We start from the raw sequence: 22,441 nt of genomic DNA on the forward strand, positions 1-22,441 counted from the left end.
AATTCAGTATTATAATTCAACACCTAACTCGTCCCGGATGATGGCATACAGGATTTCATATTTCTTAATCACAAGCGGGGAACTTTCCCAGCGTTCCAGAAATTGTTTCCGGGGATATTTCATCATCTCCTCCAGGTAAAGTTCCAGATCAACATCTGTATTTCTAGGCGTAAAACGGTTTCCATACCCCGGATCATAGCTGACAAACCCCAATGTTCCGACTAATCCCCGGCAATAGAGGGCATAATTATCAAATTCTTCATCCGTCCAGACTCCTTCCGGCCAATTCGGATTGGTAACATTTCCATAGGTCATCATCTCTTTCCGGTAACTGCTGTCCTGTTCCCATTCTTCCACTAGCGGCCAAGGAAACCAAATCTGTAGACTGGCCGAACTTCTCCAATAAGGAATACGTTCGTCCGGGTAAAACTCCCCCCAATTTTTATCATATAGACTTTCATCCAACATATTATTGAAAGCATTCAGTTCGTCACTATAATTCTGAACCTTTAGTTTCACGATTTCATTCCGGTAACCGGCGGCTTTTTCCAGCATATCCTCTTCGTTTATCTGATTTATCCAGGAAAACATCAGGTTCCGGTAACGGCTGATTATTTCTTTTTGTTCTACTCCTGCAGAAGATAGTTGATAACATTTTTCTGTCAGCCACAATGCATATGGATAAAGTGCCTGTTGGCTGTTTTTCAGAAAAATTTCCGCAAAACGTAAAGATTTCATCATCAGTCCGGGATCGGTCAGCCGGGTCACCTGATAGGTGACCGATCCGCTGTTTGTCCCGCTGAATGCCCAGTTCAGATCCAGGGTTTCATAACGGAAAACCGAATCTCCGTTAACATCTGTTTTCACAAACACTTTTCCGATGGTATCGTTAAAAAAGACCGGAACCCCATAAGTGGTATACAGTTCATACCGTTTGTGCTGAATGGAATCGTTCGGATCATCCTGGATCGTATACAGATTTTCAAATCCGGTTCCGGGGGTTATCCCGTCCTCTTTCTGGCAAGCCAGCAGCAGGCAGGCCAGCAGCATATATAATCCTATTTTTTTCATACTTTTGTTTTATTGATTGTCAACTATTCGTCATCGCCCAGCGGAGAACGTTTGTTTCTCGGATTTTCCGGCATTTGTTCTTCGTCGTATTCCAATACAGATTTCGGAATCTGCATCACATAAGCCGGATCATTTTTCTCCAATACATAAATATCGGTATGGTCCCATTCGTATTTATTACCGTCGTATACATTAAATGCATGCCGGATTTGTTTGCTATAAGGATATTTTTCACATACCGCATAACGTCTCAGGTCGAACCAGCGATGTCCTTCGAAACAGAGTTCCCTGCGGCGTTCCAGCCGGATTTCTTCCACCAGTTTTTCTCCGGTATAAGTTGTATGTACATAATTCCGGATTCTGCTTTCGCGGAGTAACCGCAGATACTGGTTGGCCCCCTGGAAATTATCTTCCATGGCGTATGCTTCAGCCAGGTTCAGATATCCTTCGGCAATCCGTAACGTGTAAATATCGGATACGTGTGGAACTGCGATCGTATCGTATTTCCATTGTAATGAATTGGCAGAAGTACTCTGGTTCTTTCCGAAAAAATACCGGCGGTAATCATTCTCTTGGTCATACAATTGTACCAAGCTGTCAGATACTGCAAAATCACCTCTGTTTCCGGTCATTCCATTGTAAAAATTCATAGAACCCTGAGAGAAAAGAACTTCCGTATTGTCTTCCGACAGGAATATTCTGGCAGAATCCCGGGCGGACATGTGGTAAAGCCGCGTATCTTCTTTCAACAGCTCTTCAGCTGTCAGAGCTGCATTATGCCAGTCCTGCATATAAAGATATACCCGGCTGAGCAATAATTGTGCAGCTTCTTTGGAAGCCCTGTGTAAGGGGCGTTTTTGCGGACTTTCCGTCAAATAATTTACCGCTGTCTTCAAATCCTCTACGATTTGTTCATATATTTTTGCGACGGGAGTACGTTCAAACTGGGTTTTCTTATCTTTGTCGTGTTCTACATATTCCGTTAATTTCAAAGGAACTCCGTAGTCCGTAGCCGAAGTAGCCTTATTATAGGCTTTCCCGTACAGATTGACCAGAGTGAAATAAAGGGAGGCCCGTATAAAATGACACTCTCCTTTCACCCGGATCCGATCCAGTTCTTCAGATGGAGAACTGACAGAGATGTCGTCGATTTCCTTCAGAATAACATTCATCACATTGATGCGCCGGTAAAAATCGAGCCAGGTCTGACTGTCATCCCGTAATACATCTCCCGTGGGATTACGTCCTACTTCTAATTGCCAGGCATAATAGCCGAACAGATTTACACTACAATCCGGCCAAAAGAAAACGGCTAGTCCGCTTCCTCCCACCGTAGTGACATCGTCATCCATGATATTCAGGAAACCGGCATGATCCGTTGAAATATAAGCTCTGTTTTGGACAGGTAAGTATCCGTCCCCCAACAATACTTCATCGAAATGAGAGACTTTTTTGGCAACCGTCTGCGATTGCGAATACTCTTCCAGGAAATTATCGCATCCGGAACAAAACAAGGCGACTACAATTCCGTATATTATTTTTTTCATATCCATCATTTTTATCAGAATGAAACATTTAGTCCTATCGTATAATTCGGACGTACCGAAAGATTCGGTTTAGCAAATCCGGCTTGTGAAGGGTCCTGGCCTTTCAGGGCCTTGGCGGAGATGGTAAACAGATTCTGTGTACTGAAAGAAACTGAAGCGGAAGAAAACGGAGTCTTTTTCAGCAATTTGGGTTGTAAGGAATAACGTAAAGTCAGTGTCTGCATTTTCAGATAATTACCGCTGACTACCCGGATGTCGGAATTGTCATACATATCCCAGAGGTTATAGGCAAAAGTTTTGGTTTTATTACTTTGCTCCTGCGACCAATGGCGGTTATAGTAATCGTACATCTCGTCCGAACGATTGATAATGGCCGGAATACGGGTACGTTTTTCATCTCCGGGCACTTGCCAACGGTTGACAAACTCTTTCCGTACATTATTTTCCGCACTGACTCCCGAAATGATCGGTTCGTACAGAGCGAACAGACGCACTTTGGAACCCAGACTATAGGCCAGGTTGAAGGATAAAGTGATTCCTCTCCAGGTAAATGTATTGAAAAGATTACCACTAAAGACCGGTTCCCGGGTCCCGCTCTTCGTCATCACCATACGGACTACATCTTCCAGACTTTTGTCTTCCAGTAAATGCCGGCGGTCGGTATAGTCATCGAATACCGGTGTTCCGTTTTGTGCGTTCAATCCCAAAAATTCATAGGAGTAAAACGTACCGACGGATTCTCCGCTAATGATAGCCGTACCTGCCAGATAATCTTCCAGTTCGTATTTTTCGACGGCATCCGTTTGTGTCTTGTTCTTATTCGCTGAATAACTGGTAGAAATTCTCCAGGCAAAATCATTGATTTTAACTGGAGTTGCCGACAAAGTGACCGAATAACCGACATTTTTCAAACTCCCGTTATTCATCAGATAAGAAGTCAATCCATTGGTAGGAGCTACATTTACCCAAGAGAAGACATTTTCAGTCTTTTTGTAGTAAAAATCTCCACCGATATTCAGGCGTCCGTTAAAAAAGCTCATATCCAATCCGATATTGGTTTGCTTCGTTTCTTCCCATTTCAGGTTGGGGTTCGGGAACTGATATACATTGGAGACGTTCTCGTTGTAATAAGAATTTATCGGTTGTTGAGTGATCAGCATATTCGGAGTCTGGCCGTCCAGCATATTTCCCTGCATACCGTAAGACATGCGTAAGCGCATTTCAGACAACCAGGAAGCCTCTTTCAGGAAAGTTTCCTGTATATTCCACATGCCGGATACCGACCATACCGGCAATAAACGTTCGTTACTCCGGCTTCCGAATTTATTGGAAGCATCCGTACGTCCGTTTACATTCAATGTAAAATATTCCCGATAACCATAAGTCAGGGATAAGTATAAACTCAACTGATTGGTCAATCCCCGGGTTAGGGTCAGGTGATTTTGCTGGAGCCATTCCTTATATAAAGGGTAGTCGTCGAGGTTCAGCGAACTCATATCGGCAAACTGCATCCCTCTTTCTTTCAAATAGCCTCTCACTTCATTATTCATCGATTTGGAACGTAGCATATTAACCTCATATCCTAACAGGGCTGTAATCAAATGCTGGTCATCTTCTCCGAACAGTTTACGGTAATTGGATTGTAAACGGAATGTCAGATTTTCCGTATCTGAATTCTTGGTTTTCAAAATACCTCCATAGGGAAGAATACATTTTCCGTCATCTCCCGGTATCGGTTTATCTTCGTATTCCCCGTTTTTCAAAGCAGCGACATAGGCTGTTTTATCGCCCCACCAATCTTCTTGTAAGGTGCTGCTGACAGAATATGAACCGGTAGCTGTGACATCCCAGGTGGGCAGAATGTTGTATTTCAGGTTTAAATCGACCTGAATACCCTTACCGTCATATCCGCTGGAGCTGTTGTCAATTTCGTTGACAATATTATAACGCAGGTATTTATTTCCCTGTCCTCCGTATCCTCCTCTATAACGTTCGTAATAAAACAGGGAACCATCTTCGTTGAAACAAGGTAATGCCCGGGTCGTATTGTAAGCATAATCCATCGCATCAAGGGTGGAGACCAGGTGGTTTTTCTTTTGTACATTACCGTTCAGTTTGATTGCCATCAGCATTTTGGAAGTCATCTGTACATCCATTTTGGCAGTTACGGTGTATCTTTCCGTATAAGTTGTATTGGAAACCCCGTTATCCCGGTCGTATCCCAGGGAAGCATAATAGCGAACGATATCCGAACCTCCGCTTACATTCAACGTATGGGAATGGGAATACGCATCCCGGGTCAGAATATCGAACCAATCGGTATTGACCTGTTCGTACCAGGTTACCTCGTTGAGGAAGGTATCGTAGTCTGTCAGACCGCTCTGTAAACGATAAAGAGCACCTTCGTATCCTACCATCGGCATTTGGGTAGGAAATATATAATGCTGGTCTGCCAGTTCTTTCCCGAATCGTACCCGTTCCTGAGAATTCATCAGATTGATATTCCGGTCGGTATAGCGTGGGCGGCGAGTGATTTTAGAAGAGTGTGTATAAGAAAGAACCGGTTTTCCGATCCGTCCTTTTTTGGTAGTTACTACAATCACTCCGTTCGCTGCACGTGTTCCGTATAAAGCCGTGGCAGAAGCGTCTTTCAATACATCGATCCGTTCGATGTCCTGAGGATTGATACCGGCAATGGCATTACCGATAATATTCAGGTAATCGGGATTATTCAAATCGTCGGGATCGACATCGACAGGGTCTGTCATCACGATACCGTCCAATACCCACAGAGGCTCCCGGTTTCCCAGCAAAGTAGAAGTTCCCCGGACACGTAAACGGGGAGTAGCTCCCACTTCTCCGGAATTCAGCATAAAGGTCATTTCAGGAATACGTCCTTCCAGCATCTGGTCAATGCTCGTTACCCCCGGAATCATAATATCCTCTGCTTTAACCGTTGTAATGGCACTGGTCTGGGTCCGTTTATCCAGTACCTGGTAACCGGTCACCACCACCTCATCCAGTTCCTTCTGATCTTCATAAAGAATCACATTTATCTCCTTTTGACCGGCATATTTTACAGAAGTTGTCTGCATGCCGACAAAAGAAAATTCCAATACAATCTGTGCCTTGTTTTTGGGATAACTGAACCGGAATTTGCCATTAGCATCGGTGGAAGTTCCGAAACTTGTTCCGGAGATCTTCACCGTTACTCCCGGTAGTGGCATTTTTTGAATATCGGTAACTGTTCCGGTAAGCAGAACGGTTTCCTGCTCCTGGGCTTGTGGTATAGCTGTGGTTTCCGGACCAGCCTGGGATATCAGAATCAGATCCTCCTGAATCTTCCAGGTCAGACCGGTCCCGGTCAAAATACGATCCAATAAACTCGTCACGCTCTCATTATGGGCTTCTACAGAAATCTGTCCCAATTGTTCGGTTTGTTCGGTGTTGTAAATAAAACTCAAACGGGTTTGCCGCTGAATTTCATTCAACACCTGTCTGACCGTAGCCTGCCTGAAATTTAAAGTTACCCGCTCGTGTTGTGCAAAAGCAGCGGCAGATACAGAAAAAGTCAGGGCACACATCAATACTGAAAACATTTTTGTTATCTTCCAGCTTTTCCTCCAATATCCCCGGGGAACCTGGAAACACCATCGACTTTTTTTCATAAATTTGTAATTAAGTTGATATCTAGCGTATTAGAATTATTTGTCCGTTCATCCGGAATTCCACTCCTGTCACGTCGGTAATGGCCGACAAAATCGTTTCTATCCGCTCATAACGTTTGATATGGCCGGAAAAGTGAAGAGCCCGGCTTTGTTTTCCTACAAAAAGGAATTCTTTATCGTACCATAGCGACAGGGTGTGCATGATCTCTTCCAGGGGTTCGTCTTCAAAAACGAAATATCCCTCTTTCCAGGAAATATAGGAAGTAACATCCACTTCCTTTAAAGTAACCTCTGTCGTTGTGCGGTCAAAGTCAGCTAATTCTCCGGGTTTCATCCGGATTTCTTTTTGATCACCCCATTCAAGCGCTACAGCACCTTCGACCAGTACGGTCCTTACCCCACGGGTGTAGTGGGTATTCACATCGAACACCGTTCCCAGTACCCGGATTTTAACCTCTTCTGTTTCTACATAGAAAGGGCGGTTTTTATCGGGAGCCACTTCGAAATAGGCTTCTCCTTTCAGATATACCCGTCTTTCTTTTGCATGGAATGCGACCGGATATTTTAATTCGGTCGCTGCATTCAGCCACACCCGTGTCCCATCTGGCAATACTATCCAATACTCGCTCCCCCGGGGTACTTCGATACGGTTATATTTATTTTCTTCTTGCCGGGCTGTCGTATCGTAAATCAACCCTCCTCCTGCCTGGTATGCTTTTACCTCCTCATCCACATATATTTCTGTTTGTTCTTCCGGATCCAACTGATATTTTTCTCCGTTATCTAATGTCAAAACCGGACTTAAACAGGCCACTGTTGCCTGTTTATTTTCCATTTTCTCTTTCCAGGCATACCACAAGGTTATGGATAATAAAACGGGTAGTACCACTGCGGCATATTTCAACCACTTCGGTCTTATACGCGGACGGACAGGAGGAGCTCCGAACGTCTTTTCCCTCACTTTTTTCCAGGCATCTTCTACATCGGTCTGTAAATAATTTCTTATTTCATTTATACTCAATTGCTTTTTTATTTTGTAAAAAAGTAACCGGTGTTCTTCCGATTCATTGATCCAATCTTCCAATTTCCCTTTTTCTTCCGGAGAAAGTCCGCCAACCAAATCAAGTTGTATCAGACGCCGTATGTAATTGTTGTCGTATTCCAACATTCTATAAGATTTGCTAATTTTACTCTGTATATACGATGAGGGGAACGAAAGGAGGTAGCAGATTTTTTTATTTTTTTAATGTAAATATACGGTTAGCTAGGTATAACAGAAGCTTCTTGCTGATATTCAACAAAAAAAACGAGATCCGTTTTATTGGATCCCGTTTTTGCTATTGGGAATTAATCTTGATAAAATTGTCGCATGAAGCAATTGGTCAATCTCTTCTGTTTAAATAGATCATGATGTAATAAAGCAAGGTGGCCAGTGAAGAGAGAGCTGCAATCACATAAGTATAGGCTGCCCATTTCAAAGCATCGAAAGCATATCCCTGGGTTTGATAATCCGTGATTCCGGAATTGCGCAGCCAGGCTAATGCGCGGTGACTGGCATCGATCTCTACCGGTAAGGTAACGAAACTGAATAAGGTCATAATGGCAAAAAGCCCGATCCCGACCAGCAATAGTCCCGGAAAACTGTTCACCATCAGGATACCGGCCAGCAAAATCCATTGTACCCAATGGGAAGCGAACTCTACTGCCGGCACCAACGTTGACCGTAGCTTAAGCATACTGTATCCTTTGGCGTGCTGCAGGGCGTGGCCCGTTTCGTGGGCAGCTACGGCTGCAGCGGCGATACTGTTTCCGTAATAGACATCCCGGCTGAGGTTGATGGTTTTATTCACCGGATTGTAGTGATCGGTCAGCATCCCTTCCACAGAACCGATTTTAACGCCTGTCACTCCATTATCCCGCAACATTTTTTCCACTACATCTCTTCCGGTCATACCGTTTGCTGTGGGTATTTTCGAATATTTCTGAAACCGGCTTTTCAGTTGATGACTGATCAGCCAGCTAATAACTGTGAAGCCGATGAATATAACCCATATCCAAAGACTACCTCCAAACATTGTTGTATTTTCCATTTTTTATTTATCGATTGATATTTATCTTTTTCTTCTGTGCAAAAAATGCGCCAAAGTTTTTATTGTATACGCCTGATATCGCTTTTCCTGCATTTGTTTTTTAATAATTAACAAATACTGACAAAATCGTATACAGACACGGTACATTTCTTATCTCGTTTTTTAGCCGGAAAAAAGGAAGAAATAACAATGGTTATTTTAACTAAGGAAAAGTTGATTTTGTTAAATTTGAACCAGGGTTTCTTTGATTTTAGAAAAATTCTGTTTAATTTGTGAACCGATTTAAAACGATTGAGTCGACATTTTTGACGAATAACCTAAAATTAATTACCATGAAAACCTACAATCCGAATGAAATCAAGAATATCGCTCTTGTAGGCAGTGCTGGTTCCGGTAAGACCACACTTGCTGAAGCGATGATGTATGAGGGCGGGGTCATCCCGCGCAGAGGTAGCGTAAGTGCTAAAAACACTTCCTCTGACTATAGGCCTGTGGAGCAGGAGTATGGTTCTTCTGTTTTTCCGGCAGTATTATATACCGAATGGAAAGATCAGAAACTGAACTTTATCGATACTCCGGGGGCTGATGATTTTGTCGGTGGAGTTATCTCTGCGCTGAATGTAGCCGACACGGCGGTGATGGTTGTCAATGCTGTCAAGGGTGTTGAAGTAGGGACCGAAATTATTAGCCGGCATGTCCGGAATTTAAATAAACCGATGATTTTTGTCATCAACCAGCTGGATCATGAAAAAGCTAATTTCGAACAAACGCTTGAACATGCACAGGCTTCTTTCGGAAAGAAAGTGGTACTGGTACAATATCCGGTCAATCAGGGGCTCGGTTTCAATCAGGTGGTGGATGTCCTGAAAATGGAGATGTATCAGTGGAAACCGGAGGGGGGTAAACCCGATGTGTTGCCGATCCCGGAGTCGGAGAAAGAGAAAGCCGACGAATTGCATAATGCCCTGATCGAGGCGGCTGCCGAAAACGATGAAGGGTTGATGGAGCTTTATTTTGAGAAAGGGAGCTTGTCGGAAGACGAAATGCGCGCCGGTATCCGGAAAGGGTTGATCGCCCGTGATATGTTCCCTGTGTTCTGTGTGTCGGCCGAAAAAGATATGTGTGTACGGCGTTTTATGGAATTCCTGGTGAACGTGGCTCCGAGTGCGGCTGCCATGCCGGGAATGCTTACGAAAGACGGTCGTCTGGTGCCTTATGAAGTGAACGGCCCGGCTTCGGCTTTTGTATTCAGTACGACTATCGAGCAGCATCTGGGAGATATCAACTATTTTAAAGTTGTTTCCGGTACGGTGAAAGAAGGGGATGATTTGATCAATATGACTACCGGTACTAAAGAACGTATTGCACAGTTGTATGCTGTAGCCGGTAAAAACCGGACGAAAGTGACGGAACTCCGGGCCGGTGACCTCGGAGCGACCGTGAAACTGAAAGGAACGAGAAACGGGGATACCCTGAATGAGAAAGATTGTGATTATGTATTTCCCGGAATCAAATATCCGAATTCCCGTTTCCGTACAGCTGTCCGGGCAGTGAATAAGGGCGACGAGGAGAAAATGGCCGAAGTGCTTTATCGGATGCACGAAGAGGATCCTTCTTTGTTGGTGGAATACTCCAAAGAATTGAAGCAAATGATCCTTTCGGGCCAGGGAGAATTTCATTTGAATACGATGAAATGGCGGATCGAACACAACGATAAGATTCAAATTGAATTTTATGCTCCGAAGATTCCTTATCGGGAAACCATTACGAAATATGCCCAGGCCGATTACCGGCATAAGAAGCAATCCGGAGGAGCCGGACAATTCGGGGAAGTACATATGGTCATCGAACCCTATGAAGAAGGAATGCCCGAGCCGACGACTTATAAGATCGGTGGTGTGGACAGCAAGATGTCGATCAAAGGAAAAGAAGAATATGATTTGCCGTGGGGAGGTAAACTGGTGTTTTACAACTGTATTGTAGGTGGAGTGATCGAAGCCCGTTTTATGCCGGCTATTCTGAAAGGTATTATGGAAAAAATGGAAGAAGGGCCGTTGACGGGTTCGTATGCCCGGGATATTCGCGTATGTATTTACGATGGTAAGATGCACCCGGTAGATTCCAATGAAATTTCTTTCCGTTTGGCAGGACGTCATGCCTTTAGCGAGGCTTTCCGGAAAGCCAATCCGAAGATTCTGGAACCGATTTATGATGTCGAAGTGCTGGTGCCCGATGAAGATATGGGAGATGTGATGGGTGATTTGCAAACCCGCCGGGCTATGATTATGGGGATGGATGCCGATAGCGGTTTTCAGAAGATCAAAGCCAAAGTGCCGTTGAAGGAAATGCAGCGTTATTCTACTGCTCTGAGTTCCATTACCGGTGGACGGGCCACTTTCACAATGAATTTTGCAGGCTATGAAAAAGTACCGTCTGAAGTACAGGAGGAATTGTTGAAAGCTTATCAGGAAACAGATGACGATGAATAATTTTTGGTGAATTATACGGAAAGGAAAGGTTGTTGCTAAATGATTTTGCATATTTGTTTAAACATCTTATACATTGTTTGTTCGATTGGCTATTTTAGTTCAACTTTAATGTAATTCAGCTTAATGTCAGCCTATTCGCCGTAGGCTGACATTTTTTAATGCAATTTGCAAATCAACTTTGGTACATTAAAGTATATAGATGCGAAATTAATTTATGGACGTCATGTTACATATCTAAAACGTTTTAAGAGCTTTTACTATGGATAATATTTGCAGATTATTGTATTTTATTTGCCAAGTAGTTTAAAATTGTCTGTTCTTATTATTTGGATAGTGAAGTGGGTTAGGGAGGAATTGTTTAAAAAATGAATAAAAAACAGGTAAATGGCTAATGGAATAATGTATTTTTTAATTTTGTTTGTGGTGAATTGTAAGGATAGGGATAGTTGAATTAATTCGTGGATGATGGAACAGCAATTTCAATATTACGCTTTTATCAGCTATAAACGGGAAGATGAGAAATGGGCTAAATGGTTACAGGATCGGTTAAGATGGTATAAGTTACCTTCGAAATTATGTAGACAAATCACCCGGTTGCCTAAAAAAGTATGGCCTGTTTTCAGGGATAATACGGATCTCGACAGTGGGAGACTGGAAGAAAATATAAGACATGAACTCGAGCGTTCACATTATCTTATTGTGATATGTTCACCTGAAGCAGCGCGTTCGCCCTGGGTCGGAAAGGAAGTGAAATATTTCGCTACACTTCACGGAGCAGATAAGATCATCCCTTTTGTCGTTTCAGGGATTCCCTACAGTAATGACATCGAGACAGAATGTATCCATGAACAGATAAAGGCGATAAGCCAGGAAGAATTATTGGCTATAAATGTCAGGGAAGAAGGGATCGGTTCATTTGCGATGAAGAAAAAAAGGGCTTTTATCCGCGTTGTCGCCCGTTTGTTGGATATAAAGTTCAATACCTTATGGCAGCCTTATGAACGTATTCTGAGGATTCGTAAATGGAGTACAGGAATCGGAGTTGTTTTATTCTTATTCGTTTTATTCATCTTGTGGGACTATTACCGGACTAAAAATGAATATTTTGCTGATTATGTGGATAGATGGGGAATACCGGAAGGGGTGGTTGAGTTAAGTGCGGAACAGGTAAAAAAAAGAAGTACACATTATCGTTTCGAATATACCCACCGTAGTATATTGGGGAAAGGAAAGGGCACGCTGAAAAGAGTTGTTTTTGCCAATTCTGCCGGTTTTCCTATAGAGCACAATTTTAGTGAATATGTCGATCGTTCTTCTATTCAACAGATAGAAAGCCGAAAAGATAGACGGGGACAATCTGTCATTGAGATTGAATATCAAAATTCCAAACAAAAGCCTTTGATTGTTGCCTATATTGCCGGGGACAGTTTGCAATATGTAGATCTGAAATCATTGGATAAGGGAATGGGTATCGGACTTACAAGTTCTTTTACTTCTATCACTTCGAATGCATTTGAAAGTATGTTTAGTAATTCGAAATCTGAAATCCGGCGGTATCGTTTAATCAGGGACCGGCAAGGTTTCATTATACGTAAGTTATTTAAAAAATATAACGGTAACGACGATATCGCTGCTTGTGATGCAAAGGGAATTTATGGCTTTGATTATGTCCTGGATTCTATCGGAAGGCCCCGGTTGGTCAGATTTATCGGGTTTGAAGGTTTTAACTTTCCCAATAATATGGGGATAGCTTCTAAGAAATATAATTATGACGAATATGGTAATATTTCGGTAATCGCTTATCTCGATCCGGCAGGTAATCCTGTTTTGAATGAACAGCGGTGGGCGACTTATACCAGAAAATGTGATGAGAACGGTAATATTGTAAAAGGTGTATATCTGGGAATAGACCAAAAGGTTTGTCCGTTAAGTAATGGTGGGGGAATAATCGGGAAAGAATACGATGAACATGGGAATAGTATTACCGAATCGATTTTTGATAAAGACGGTCAGCTTGCCTGGGGACGGGAAGGGGTGGCAAGATGTGTTGCAAAGTACAATAAGCAAGGAAGAATCATCGAAACGGCAAATTATGGGACAGACGGTAATTTGTGTTTTAATAAATTAAAAAACCCTGTTTGAATAATAAAGGATATGCGAAAGTTTCTTATGGATACGATGAGTGGGGAAATGTAACGGAGATTCTGTTTTTGGGGGTGGATGGAAAACCATGTACCGATTCGAGTGGAGTGGCCCGGTGTGTGATGAGGTATGACGAACGGGGAAATAAGATAGAGGAAGCTACTTCCGATACGGAAGGAAACCCCTGTTTAAATGCCCAGGGGGCAGCTAAAATGACTGCTGTATGTGATAGTTGGGGAAATGTAACGGAGATGACTTATTGGGGGACGGATGGTAGGTTAGGTCTGAATAAGGAAGGTTTCGCCAAGTTGAATTTTAAGTATGATGAGCGTGGTTTTCGGGAAGAAACGGCTTACTTTGATGTGAATAATAAGTTGTGTATGCGTACAGGTGGCTATGCAAAAGTGCTTGAAAAATACGATCCCCGCGGAAATTGTACCGAAGTGGCTTATCGGGATGAAAATGATAGACCCTGTCTGCTGAAAGATGGTTATGCAAAGTTGTCTTTTCAGTACGACGACCGGGGGAATGTGGTAAAACAGGTGTATTTCGGTACGGACGATAAACCCTGTATAAATACCGGCGGTTTTACTGCTATTTCCCAAAAATATAATGAAAAAGGGATGATTACCGAGGTCGCTTTTTGGGATATAGCCGAAAAGCCCTGTTTGGTGAACGGTTATTTTATGGAGAAGACTGAGTTTGACGATTGAGGTAGAATAATAGAAAAGAAATATTTAGATACTGAAAATAAGTTATGTAAAGGTGGATATGGATTTGCAAGAATGACGGTAGAGTATGATCGTACAGGTAATTCGACAGTCAGAGTATTTGACGAAAATAATCATGAAACGATGAAAAAATCGCTTCATGTGAATGAAATAATACAATGAAATTAATTCAATATTCAGGTTGGTAAGAATTTGTTTGATGGTTGAAAACATGTAGTTTTGTCGGATAAATTTAATCGTTGTTATGCATTTATTTTATACGCCGGATATCGAAGGGGATATTTATACGTTGAATGCGGATGAATCCAGACATTGTGTACGGGTATTGAGGTTGGGGGCCGGAGAAGCGGTTTCGTTGGTGGATGGGAAAGGAACTTGGTATGAGGGAGTTATCGAACGGGCGGAAGTGCGGGGATGTGAAATCAGGATTACGGATCGGCGGGAACTATACGGCCGGCGCAATTTTCACCTGCATTTGGCTGTTGCTCCGACGAAGAATATAGACCGCATCGAATGGATGCTGGAAAAATGTACCGAGATGGGGATCGATGAGATTACCTTATTGCATGCAGCTCATTCCGAACGGAAGGTTGTGAAAGAAGAACGGCTGGAAAAAGTGATTGTGGCGGCGATGAAACAGTCTTTGAAAGCCTATTTGCCCCGGCTGAATCCGATGACCGATTTCCGGCAGTTGGTTACTTCTTGCCGGGAGCCCCATAAATTTATCGCCCACTGTAATGAAGGGGATAAAAAACGCTTGGATGAAGTGTATCGGCCGGGGGAAGATGTGGTTATACTGATCGGACCTGAAGGAGATTTTTCGGAAGAAGAAGTGGTATTGGCCCGGCACCACGGTTTTGTGCCTGTGACTTTAGGGACGAGCCGGTTGCGGACTGAGACGGCGGGGATTGTGGCTTGCCATAGTATCGATTTTATGAATCGCGTTTAAATCTGAACATATGGAGCATCTTTGGAAAGTGGTGTTTTTGATCGTTTTGTTTGTGTTTGTGCCTCGCTGGTTGTGGAGCCAGGAAACTAAAACGAAACTGGCTCTGTTGAAATATAAAGGAGGAGGCGATTGGTATGCCAATCCGACTTCTCTGCCTAATCTGATCCGTTTCTGTAACGATAAATTAGGAACGGATCTGGCTAAAGAGCCGGCCACTGTCGAACCGGGAAGCCGGGATATTTTCAATTATCCCTATGTGCATATGACGGGGCATGGAAATGTTGTTTTTACAGAGGTGGAAGCCCATAATCTCCGGGAGTATTTGTTGGGGGGTGGTTTTTTACATGCAGACGATAATTATGGGTTGGCTCAGGCCTTCCGGCGGGAAATGAAAAAAGTGTTTCCTGAGGATGAATTGGTTGAGATTCCCTGGGAACATCCGATTTTTAATCAGAAATATAAATTTTCGCAGGGATTGCCCAAAATTCATGAGCACGATGCGAAACGGCCGCAAGCTTTGGGCATCGTAAAAGAGGGAAGATTGGTGGTTTTATTTACTCTCGAAACCGACCTGGGAGATGGCTGGGAAGACCCTGAAGTGCATAACGATCCTGAAAACAGGCGGCAGGAAGCCTTGCGGATGGGGGCGAATATTATTTCTTATGTGTTTTCCAACTGAAAAAAGGTTAAAATAAGAGATAATTATTCTTCGGGTTCTTTCAGTAAATTTTTCCGGTATTCGGCGGGCAGGATGTAAGTGTATGTCGGAGACGGACAGTCGCGTTATTTTACTACTGGTTTTGAGATTGCGGTAACGATTATAGGAGATGCGTGTATATTGGAGGAATAATGTAAAGGACTTGTCTTTACTTTATCGGGATTATTTTGTTTTGGGAGACTTGCAAGGAATGGTCTTCCGGCATAAAACCCTTCATTTCACGGCAGAGCTAATCGGCCAAGAAAATATAAGCGGAAATTTGCAGCAATAGAAAGTTGGACTCTCCGGATTATTTCCAGTGAGAATAATCTTTCTTAAATCAAGACTAATCTACGATTCAGTAATAACGTTAGGCGGAGGTGTTCGTGTTCGGGGACCCGGTCTGACAGTATAAAACCCGGATAAATTGTCGGGCCGGATCAAGGAAGACAGTAGGCCGGTCATTTTGTTCTATTGGTTTAAAGGCTGTCGTTTTGTCTTGAATATTTGCATTGATTGTGTCAATTTGACAAAATAATGATAAAAAATTTGCTGAAACCTTTCATTCGGAGAATCGGTATAAGATTTGTAATCCTCTATAAGTGAAAGGAGAGATAGACAATGAATACAAATAATTATACGATCAAGTCGCAGGAGGCTTTGCAAAATGCAGTGCAGCTTGCGCAGAGTAAAGGGCAACAGGCCATCGAGACCGGGCATTTATTGAAAGCCGTGATCAATGTCGGTGAGAATGTTACTCATTTTATTTTCAATAAACTGGGCGTCAATAGCCATAATCTGTTATCGGCACTCGACCGGATTATCGATAGCTATCCCAGGGTTTCGGGCGGAGAAGTATACTTATCGCCGGATAGTAACAAAGCGCTGGAGAAGGCGACCCGTTTGGCGAAAGACATGGGTGACCAGTATATTTCGCTGGAACACATCTTATTGGGATTACTGGATAACCGGGATCAGGTGGCTCAATTGTTGAAAGATAGCGGTTTGACAGAGAAAGAGACCAAAGAAGCGATTGCGGAGCTTCGGAAAGGATCGAAAGTCAACTCTCAATCGGCAGAAGAGAGTTATGATGCCTTGGGGCGGTATGCTATAAATTTGAACGAACGTGCACGGAACGGTAAATTAGATCCGGTGATCGGGCGGGACGATGAGATACGGCGGGTGTTGCAGATTTTATCACGCCGTACGAAGAATAATCCGATACTGATCGGTGAACCGGGTGTAGGTAAAACAGCGATTGCCGAAGGATTGGCACAGCGTATTGTGAATGGGGATGTCCCTTCCAATCTGGCTTCGAAACAGATTTTTTCGCTGGATATGGGTGCATTGATCGCCGGAGCTAAATATAAAGGTGAATTCGAAGAGCGTTTGAAGGCAGTGGTCAACGAAGTGCTGGCTTCCGAAGGCGAGATTATCTTATTTATCGATGAGATTCATACTTTGGTCGGAGCCGGAAAGTCGGAAGGTGCTATGGATGCTGCCAATATTTTGAAACCGGCTTTGGCACGTGGTGATCTGAGAGCTATCGGAGCGACGACCCTGAATGAATATCAGAAGTATTTCGAACAGGACAAAGCGTTGGAGCGTCGTTTCCAGAAGGTGATGATCGACGAACCGGATGTGATGAGTGCTATCAGTATTATGAGGGGGCTGAAAGAGAAATATGAAAATCACCATAAGGTGAGAATTACCGACGATGCGATTATCGCTTCAGTGGAATTGTCCCACCGGTATATTTCCGATCGTTTCCTCCCGGATAAGGCTATCGACCTGGTCGATGAGGCTGCAGCCAAATTGCGGCTAGAGATGAATTCGGTGCCGGAAGAAATCGATGAACTCGACCGGAAGATCCAGCAATTGGAAATCGAGAAGGAAGCCCTGAAACGGGAAGGAACCAGCAAAAAATTGTCGGATATCCAGAAAGAATTGGCCGATTTGAACGATGAACGTACAAAACTCAGGGCACAATGGGAGTCTGAGCGTTCTCTGATTGATGAGATACAGAAAAATAAGGATGCTATCGAACAGTATAAATTCGAAGCAAGTCGTGCAGAGCGGGAGGGTGACTATGGTAAGGTGGCCGAATTGCGTTACGGTAAAATCAAGGAAGCCGAACAACGGATCGAGGTGGTTAAGAAAAAATTAGCCGATATGAAACATGGTGAATCCCTGATCCGTGAAGAGGTGACCTCCGACGATATCGCTGCTGTAGTTTCGAAATGGACAGGTATTCCAGTCAACCGGATGATGCAAAGTGAGCGGACGAAGTTATTACATTTGGAAGAGGAATTGCATAAGCGGGTAGTGGGGCAAGAAGTGGCTATCGCTGCTTTGGCCGATGCTGTCCGGCGAAATAGGGCAGGGTTACAGGATGCCCGTCGGCCGATCGGGTCATTTATCTTCCTGGGAACTACCGGAGTGGGTAAAACCGAGTTAGCGAAGGCATTGGCAGAGTTTTTATTCGACGATGAGACGCAGATGACCCGTATCGATATGTCGGAATACCAGGAGAAACACTCTGTATCCCGATTGATCGGAGCTCCTCCGGGATATATCGGATATGACGAAGGTGGACAGTTGACCGAAGCAGTACGGCGGAAACCTTATTCGGTGGTGCTGTTGGATGAGATCGAGAAAGCACATCCCGATGTGTTCAATATCCTGCTGCAAGTGCTCGACGATGGTCGTTTGACCGATAATAAAGGACGTACTGTAGATTTTAAAAATACCATTGTTATCATGACTTCGAATATCGGCGCTCATATTATTCAGGAAAGATTGAAAGACCTGAATGAGAAGAACCGTGATCAGGTATTGGAGACTACCAATAATGAGGTATATGAATTGCTGAAACAAACCATACGTCCGGAGTTCCTCAACCGTATCGATGAGGTGATTATGTTTACCCCCTTACAGAAGAACGAGATTGTGGATATTGTCCGCTTGCAAGTGAAATCATTGCAGAAGATGTTGGCTAACAACAGTATTACCATCGAGGTTACCGATAAAGCTGTGGAATGGATAGCTCAGGAAGGGTATGACCCTCAATTCGGTGCCCGGCCTGTGAAACGGGTGATCCAGCGGAATTTGCTGAACGACCTGTCTAAACAGATTCTGGCAGAAAAGATTACCAAAGACAACCAGATTGTAATCGATGTGAAAGACGATCATATTGTCTTTACTAATAAATAACGGTAACGCTAAAGGAGACGGTAACAACGGTTCTGGATACAGACTGTTGTTACCGTTTTTTTTATGTGCCAGGACTGTTTCGGAGGTCCGGGGTGAAAGTAACCTTGGGCTTTCTTTATCGTAAAATTCGGATAGGCCGTTGAGGGAAAAATGAGTTTTAACAATATTTTTTTAATTTCTAAGGGGCGATATTTGCAAATTTCCTTTATATTTATAAAAATCTTATTTATATCGTATATAAACTTATAAATATTATCTATATGCATACATCTGATATTGGTTTGATCGGCCTGGCAGTGATGGGGGAAAACCTGGCACTCAACTTCGAGAGTAAGGGATTTACAGTTTCGGTATTTAACCGTTTACATCCCGGGAAAGAAAATGTGGTCGATCGTTTTCTTCGTGGCCGTGGTGCAGGTAAACATTTTATCGCTACTTACTCGATTCCGGAGTTAGTTGCTTCCCTGAAGCGGCCGAGGAAGGTGATGATGATGATCCGGGCCGGAGCTCCGGTCGATGAGATGATTCAGGAATTGTTACCTCATCTCGAGCCGGGAGATGTCATTATCGATGGAGGAAATTCCGATTTTAGGGACACGGAACGGCGGGTGAAAGAGGTGGAGGCCCGGGGAATGCTTTATGTGGGAACGGGGATTTCGGGTGGAGAAATCGGAGCTTTGACAGGCCCCTCGGTAATGCCAGGCGGTTCTCCGGCAGCCTGGCCGCTGGTGAAGGATTTACTGCAGGGGATCGCTGCCAAATTGGATGACGGTACGCCTTGTTGTGAATGGATAGGAAGCGGTGGGGCCGGGCATTATGTAAAAATGGTGCATAATGGAATCGAGTACGGAGATATGCAATTGATCGCTGAGAGTTATTTTATGTTGCGGAAATACGGACAGTTGGAGAATGACGAGATTGCCGATATTTTTGCCGGATGGAATAAAGGGGAACTCAATAGTTATCTGATTGGAATTACGGCCGATATTTGCCGGGTAAGAGATACGGACGGAGGATATTTACTGGATCGTATTTTGGATATTGCCGGACAAAAGGGTACCGGTAAGTGGACTGCCGAAGCTGCTCTTGAGGAAAGCGATCCGTTGACTTTGATCACAGAGGCGGTACATGCCCGTTTCCTCTCGGCCATGGCCGACGAACGCTCGAAGGCGTCGGCTCTGTATCGAAGTGAAAATAATGATATTCATGAACATGCCGGTTTACCGGATTTATTGCGACACGCCCTATATGCTTCGAAATTGATTTCTTATGCACAGGGATTCTCTTTGTTGAAAAAAGCTTCCGAGCATTATCAATGGAATTTAGATTACGGCATGTTGGCTAAAATTTGGCGGAAGGGCTGTATTATCCGTTCCGTTTTTCTGGAGCAAATTACCCGGGCTTATCACGCTTTACCCGGTTTGGAAAACTTACTTTTCGACGATTTTTTCCGAAACCGAATACTCGAGGCTTTGCCTGCATGGAGAAAGATTACGGCCGACTGTCTGTTGAGTGGCATTCCGATTCCTTGCATGGCTGCCGCTTTGACATATTTCGACGGTTTGCGGACAGAACGTTCTTCTGCAAATCTGATTCAGGCGCAACGGGATTATTTCGGTGCTCATACGTATGAAAGGACAGATATGGAGAGAGGACAATTTTTCCATACCGATTGGAATGAAACGGGAGGGAATGTTTCAGGAACTTATAATGCTTAGTAGATGAAGTTTAAAAGTTATTAATCGAGGATTATGATAAAACCAGATGGACAAATATTGGTCATTTTCGGGGCTTCCGGAGATTTGACGAAACGTAAATTATTGCCTTCGTTGTATGAGTTGTTTGCTCGGGATATGCTGCCTGAAAATTTTGTGATTTTAGGTGTTGCGAGGACTCCTTTCTCGGATGAGGAATTCCGGATACAGCAGAAAGATAATCTGAAGGCTTTTTTGAAAGGGAAACATCCTGAAGCTAAACAATTGGATGCTTTTCTGGAAAGGGTACATTATTTAGGATTCAATTCGGATGAAGCGGCCGAGTATCATTTGCTGGTTGAGAAGATTGCCGAATTACGGAAAGCAAAAGATATTCCGGATCATCTGATTTTTTACCTGGCGACTCCACCGCAAAAATATGGCCCGATTGCAGAAGCGCTGCGTAAAAGTAAATTGAATAAAGCGTCGGAAGAAGGAGGTTGGAGGCGGATTATCGTCGAGAAACCTTTCGGGAGCAGTTTGGAAACGGCACAAGCACTGAATAAACAACTGTGTTCGATCTTCGACGAAGAAGATATTTACCGGATCGATCATTTCCTGGGGAAAGAGACGGTACAGAATATACTCGTGCTTCGGTTTGCCAACCAGATTTTCGAGTCGTTGTGGAATCGGAATTACATCGATTCTATCGAAATTTATGCGGCTGAAAAATTAGGGGTAGAAAACCGGGGAAAATATTATGAAGGGGCCGGAGCATTGCGGGATATGATACAAAATCACCTGATGCAGTTGATGGGGTTCGTTGCTATGGAAGCTCCTTCGGCTTTCGATGCCAACCTGATGCGCGATGAAGTGGCGAAGGTGTTCAGGGCTTTGCATCCCCTGTCACCCAATGATGTGATTCGGGGACAGTATATTGCCGGAAAAGCAGGAGAGGAGAGTGTGGTCGGCTACCGGGAGGAAAATGGAGTTGCGGCGGATTCTACGACAGAGACGTATATCGCTATGCGCTTTTTTATAGATAATTGGCGTTGGGGAGGGGTACCTTTCTATTTTTATACGGGGAAACGCATGCAAGAATCCCGGTCTGAAATCGTGATTCATTTCAAGAATGTTCCGCATCGTTTGTTCAGCGGAATTTGTCCCCGTTCTTCTTGTAATGAGTTGATACTGAAAGTGGATTCGCCGGAAAGTATTTCGTTGAAATTCGGGTTGAAAGTTCCGGGATCGTTCTTCGAAGTTAAACAGGTGAGCATGAATTTCGCTTATGATTCGTTGTGTAATACCTATATTGCTAATGCTTACGAGCGTTTGTTGCTGGATGCGATGCAAGGGGATTCTACTTTGTATACCCGCACGGATGCCCTGGAATTAAGCTGGCGTTTTATCGATCCAATCCTGAAAGAATGGGCCAAAGATCCGGCCAAAGGGTTAACTTTCTATCCTGCCGGTAGTAATGGGCCTGAAGAACGGAAATGGTTATTGCATTATTCATTATAAAAGGTAACGATAGATAAAACGGGAACAAGAGAACTGTTTTCCCGTTTTATCTGTTTTACCTGTTTTCACCGTAAATTTTATGGAAGAACTGACCCTGACGACACCTTCGATTTTGTTCTCGGCGATTTCGTTGATTATGTTGGCTTATACGAATCGTTTTTTGGCTTATGCATCGGTGATCAGGAGCTTGAAAACAGAACACGAACAAAATCCGACCCCTATGGCACAACGGCAGATCGACAATTTGCGGAAAAGGTTGTATATGGCTCGCTCGATGCAAATTTTCGGAGTATCCAGCTTGCTGTTGTGCGTGGTTTGTACGCTGTTTATCTATGTGGGATGGCAATTGGTTGCTGTATATACCTTCGGAGTGGCTTTACTCTTGTTGGTGATTTCTCTCGCTATCTCTATCCGTGAGTTACTGATATCGGTGAAGGCACTTGAATACCGATTGGATAATGTAAAAATTAAAAAGGAGGGGGAAGAGAGTTGTTGAGTTAAAAGAGTTACTGAGTTGCTGAGTTACTGAAGGATATTCAGTAAATAGTATAAAATTAGCCAACTAATTCATACACAAAATGTTGCGAATTAGTTGGCTTTTTTGTATCTTTAGGTATTCCCCCGCAAAT

General features: G+C 43.5%; 14 protein-coding genes. 9 read left to right on the forward strand and 5 right to left on the reverse strand.

The features are described 5' to 3' along the window. Positions 1 to 9 precede the first annotated feature (9 nt). From AC5RDS_RS01210 to AC5RDS_RS01230, 5 genes are all read right to left on the reverse strand, one after another. Complete coding sequence (locus AC5RDS_RS01210) at positions 10 to 1,071, reverse strand: hypothetical protein (RefSeq protein ID WP_118107084.1); 1,062 nt, start codon at positions 1,069 to 1,071, stop codon at positions 10 to 12. A 23-nt stretch (positions 1,072 to 1,094) separates the two neighbouring features. Continuing rightward, complete coding sequence (locus AC5RDS_RS01215) at positions 1,095 to 2,618, reverse strand: RagB/SusD family nutrient uptake outer membrane protein (protein WP_288791656.1); 1,524 nt, start codon at positions 2,616 to 2,618, stop codon at positions 1,095 to 1,097. Between the two features lie 14 nt (positions 2,619 to 2,632). Beyond that, positions 2,633 to 6,286 carry a SusC/RagA family TonB-linked outer membrane protein gene (locus tag AC5RDS_RS01220; protein ID WP_494222178.1) on the reverse strand — a complete coding sequence of 1,218 codons (3,654 nt, stop codon included), beginning with the start codon at positions 6,284 to 6,286 and terminating at the stop codon, positions 2,633 to 2,635. A gap of 22 nt (positions 6,287 to 6,308) precedes the next feature. Continuing rightward, the gene (locus AC5RDS_RS01225) at positions 6,309 to 7,454 is read right to left on the reverse strand and encodes a FecR family protein (RefSeq protein WP_195457813.1); all 1,146 of its coding nucleotides are present in this window, start codon (positions 7,452 to 7,454) and stop codon (positions 6,309 to 6,311) included. A 214-nt stretch (positions 7,455 to 7,668) separates the two neighbouring features. After that, positions 7,669 to 8,376, reverse strand: coding sequence for a zinc metallopeptidase (locus AC5RDS_RS01230; RefSeq protein WP_013612391.1), 708 nt, complete (start codon positions 8,374 to 8,376; stop codon positions 7,669 to 7,671). Positions 8,377 to 8,708: 332 nt separating this feature from the next. Here AC5RDS_RS01230 and fusA2 point away from each other — a divergent pair, with 332 nt between their 5' ends. From fusA2 to AC5RDS_RS01275, 9 genes are all read left to right on the forward strand, one after another. Beyond that, positions 8,709 to 10,865 (forward strand): elongation factor G2, encoded by a 2,157-nt coding sequence (gene fusA2 / locus AC5RDS_RS01235; protein ID WP_013612390.1) that lies wholly within the window; start codon positions 8,709 to 8,711, stop codon positions 10,863 to 10,865. Positions 10,866 to 11,327: 462 nt separating this feature from the next. Continuing rightward, complete coding sequence (locus AC5RDS_RS01240) at positions 11,328 to 13,007, forward strand: toll/interleukin-1 receptor domain-containing protein (protein ID WP_272054279.1); 1,680 nt, start codon at positions 11,328 to 11,330, stop codon at positions 13,005 to 13,007. After that, positions 13,004 to 13,720, forward strand: coding sequence for a hypothetical protein (locus tag AC5RDS_RS01245; RefSeq protein ID WP_118107076.1), 717 nt, complete (start codon positions 13,004 to 13,006; stop codon positions 13,718 to 13,720). Before AC5RDS_RS01240 ends, AC5RDS_RS01245 begins: the two co-directional genes overlap by 4 nt. 262 nt (positions 13,721 to 13,982) lie before the next feature. Continuing rightward, complete coding sequence (locus AC5RDS_RS01250; protein WP_013612386.1) at positions 13,983 to 14,687, forward strand: 16S rRNA (uracil(1498)-N(3))-methyltransferase; 705 nt, start codon at positions 13,983 to 13,985, stop codon at positions 14,685 to 14,687. A gap of 10 nt (positions 14,688 to 14,697) precedes the next feature. Next, positions 14,698 to 15,366, forward strand: coding sequence for a DUF4159 domain-containing protein (locus tag AC5RDS_RS01255; RefSeq protein ID WP_013612385.1), 669 nt, complete (start codon positions 14,698 to 14,700; stop codon positions 15,364 to 15,366). Between the two features lie 639 nt (positions 15,367 to 16,005). Next, on the forward strand, positions 16,006 to 18,597 hold the full coding sequence (clpB, locus tag AC5RDS_RS01260; RefSeq protein ID WP_013612383.1) for an ATP-dependent chaperone ClpB: 2,592 nt from the start codon (positions 16,006 to 16,008) through the stop codon (positions 18,595 to 18,597). A 260-nt stretch (positions 18,598 to 18,857) separates the two neighbouring features. Then, positions 18,858 to 20,315 carry a decarboxylating NADP(+)-dependent phosphogluconate dehydrogenase gene (gene gnd / locus AC5RDS_RS01265; RefSeq protein WP_013612382.1) on the forward strand — a complete coding sequence of 486 codons (1,458 nt, stop codon included), beginning with the start codon at positions 18,858 to 18,860 and terminating at the stop codon, positions 20,313 to 20,315. A gap of 33 nt (positions 20,316 to 20,348) precedes the next feature. Further along, positions 20,349 to 21,812: a glucose-6-phosphate dehydrogenase gene (gene zwf / locus AC5RDS_RS01270; protein ID WP_013612381.1), complete on the forward strand. Its 1,464-nt coding sequence runs from the start codon at positions 20,349 to 20,351 to the stop codon at positions 21,810 to 21,812. A gap of 79 nt (positions 21,813 to 21,891) precedes the next feature. After that, positions 21,892 to 22,308, forward strand: coding sequence for a DUF2721 domain-containing protein (locus AC5RDS_RS01275; RefSeq protein WP_013612380.1), 417 nt, complete (start codon positions 21,892 to 21,894; stop codon positions 22,306 to 22,308). The last annotated feature ends 133 nt before the right edge of the window (positions 22,309 to 22,441 follow it).

The sequence above is a fragment of the Odoribacter sp. genome (assembly GCF_985060555.1).

Bases quoted from the DNA above. Each gene is read 5' to 3' on its own strand.
- AC5RDS_RS01210 (WP_118107084.1), bottom strand. From the start codon at position 1,071: ATGAAAAAAATAGGATTATATATGCTGCTGGCCTGCCTGCTGCTGGCT.
- AC5RDS_RS01215 (WP_288791656.1), bottom strand. From the start codon at position 2,618: ATGAAAAAAATAATATACGGAATTGTAGTCGCCTTGTTTTGTTCCGGA.
- AC5RDS_RS01220 (WP_494222178.1), bottom strand. From the start codon at position 6,286: ATGAAAAAAAGTCGATGGTGTTTCCAGGTTCCCCGGGGATATTGGAGG.
- AC5RDS_RS01225 (WP_195457813.1), bottom strand. From the start codon at position 7,454: ATGTTGGAATACGACAACAATTACATACGGCGTCTGATACAACTTGAT.
- AC5RDS_RS01230 (WP_013612391.1), bottom strand. From the start codon at position 8,376: ATGGAAAATACAACAATGTTTGGAGGTAGTCTTTGGATATGGGTTATA.
- fusA2 (WP_013612390.1), top strand. From the start codon at position 8,709: ATGAAAACCTACAATCCGAATGAAATCAAGAATATCGCTCTTGTAGGC.
- AC5RDS_RS01240 (WP_272054279.1), top strand. From the start codon at position 11,328: ATGATGGAACAGCAATTTCAATATTACGCTTTTATCAGCTATAAACGG.
- AC5RDS_RS01250 (WP_013612386.1), top strand. From the start codon at position 13,983: ATGCATTTATTTTATACGCCGGATATCGAAGGGGATATTTATACGTTG.
- AC5RDS_RS01255 (WP_013612385.1), top strand. From the start codon at position 14,698: ATGGAGCATCTTTGGAAAGTGGTGTTTTTGATCGTTTTGTTTGTGTTT.
- clpB (WP_013612383.1), top strand. From the start codon at position 16,006: ATGAATACAAATAATTATACGATCAAGTCGCAGGAGGCTTTGCAAAAT.
- gnd (WP_013612382.1), top strand. From the start codon at position 18,858: ATGCATACATCTGATATTGGTTTGATCGGCCTGGCAGTGATGGGGGAA.
- zwf (WP_013612381.1), top strand. From the start codon at position 20,349: ATGATAAAACCAGATGGACAAATATTGGTCATTTTCGGGGCTTCCGGA.
- AC5RDS_RS01275 (WP_013612380.1), top strand. From the start codon at position 21,892: ATGGAAGAACTGACCCTGACGACACCTTCGATTTTGTTCTCGGCGATT.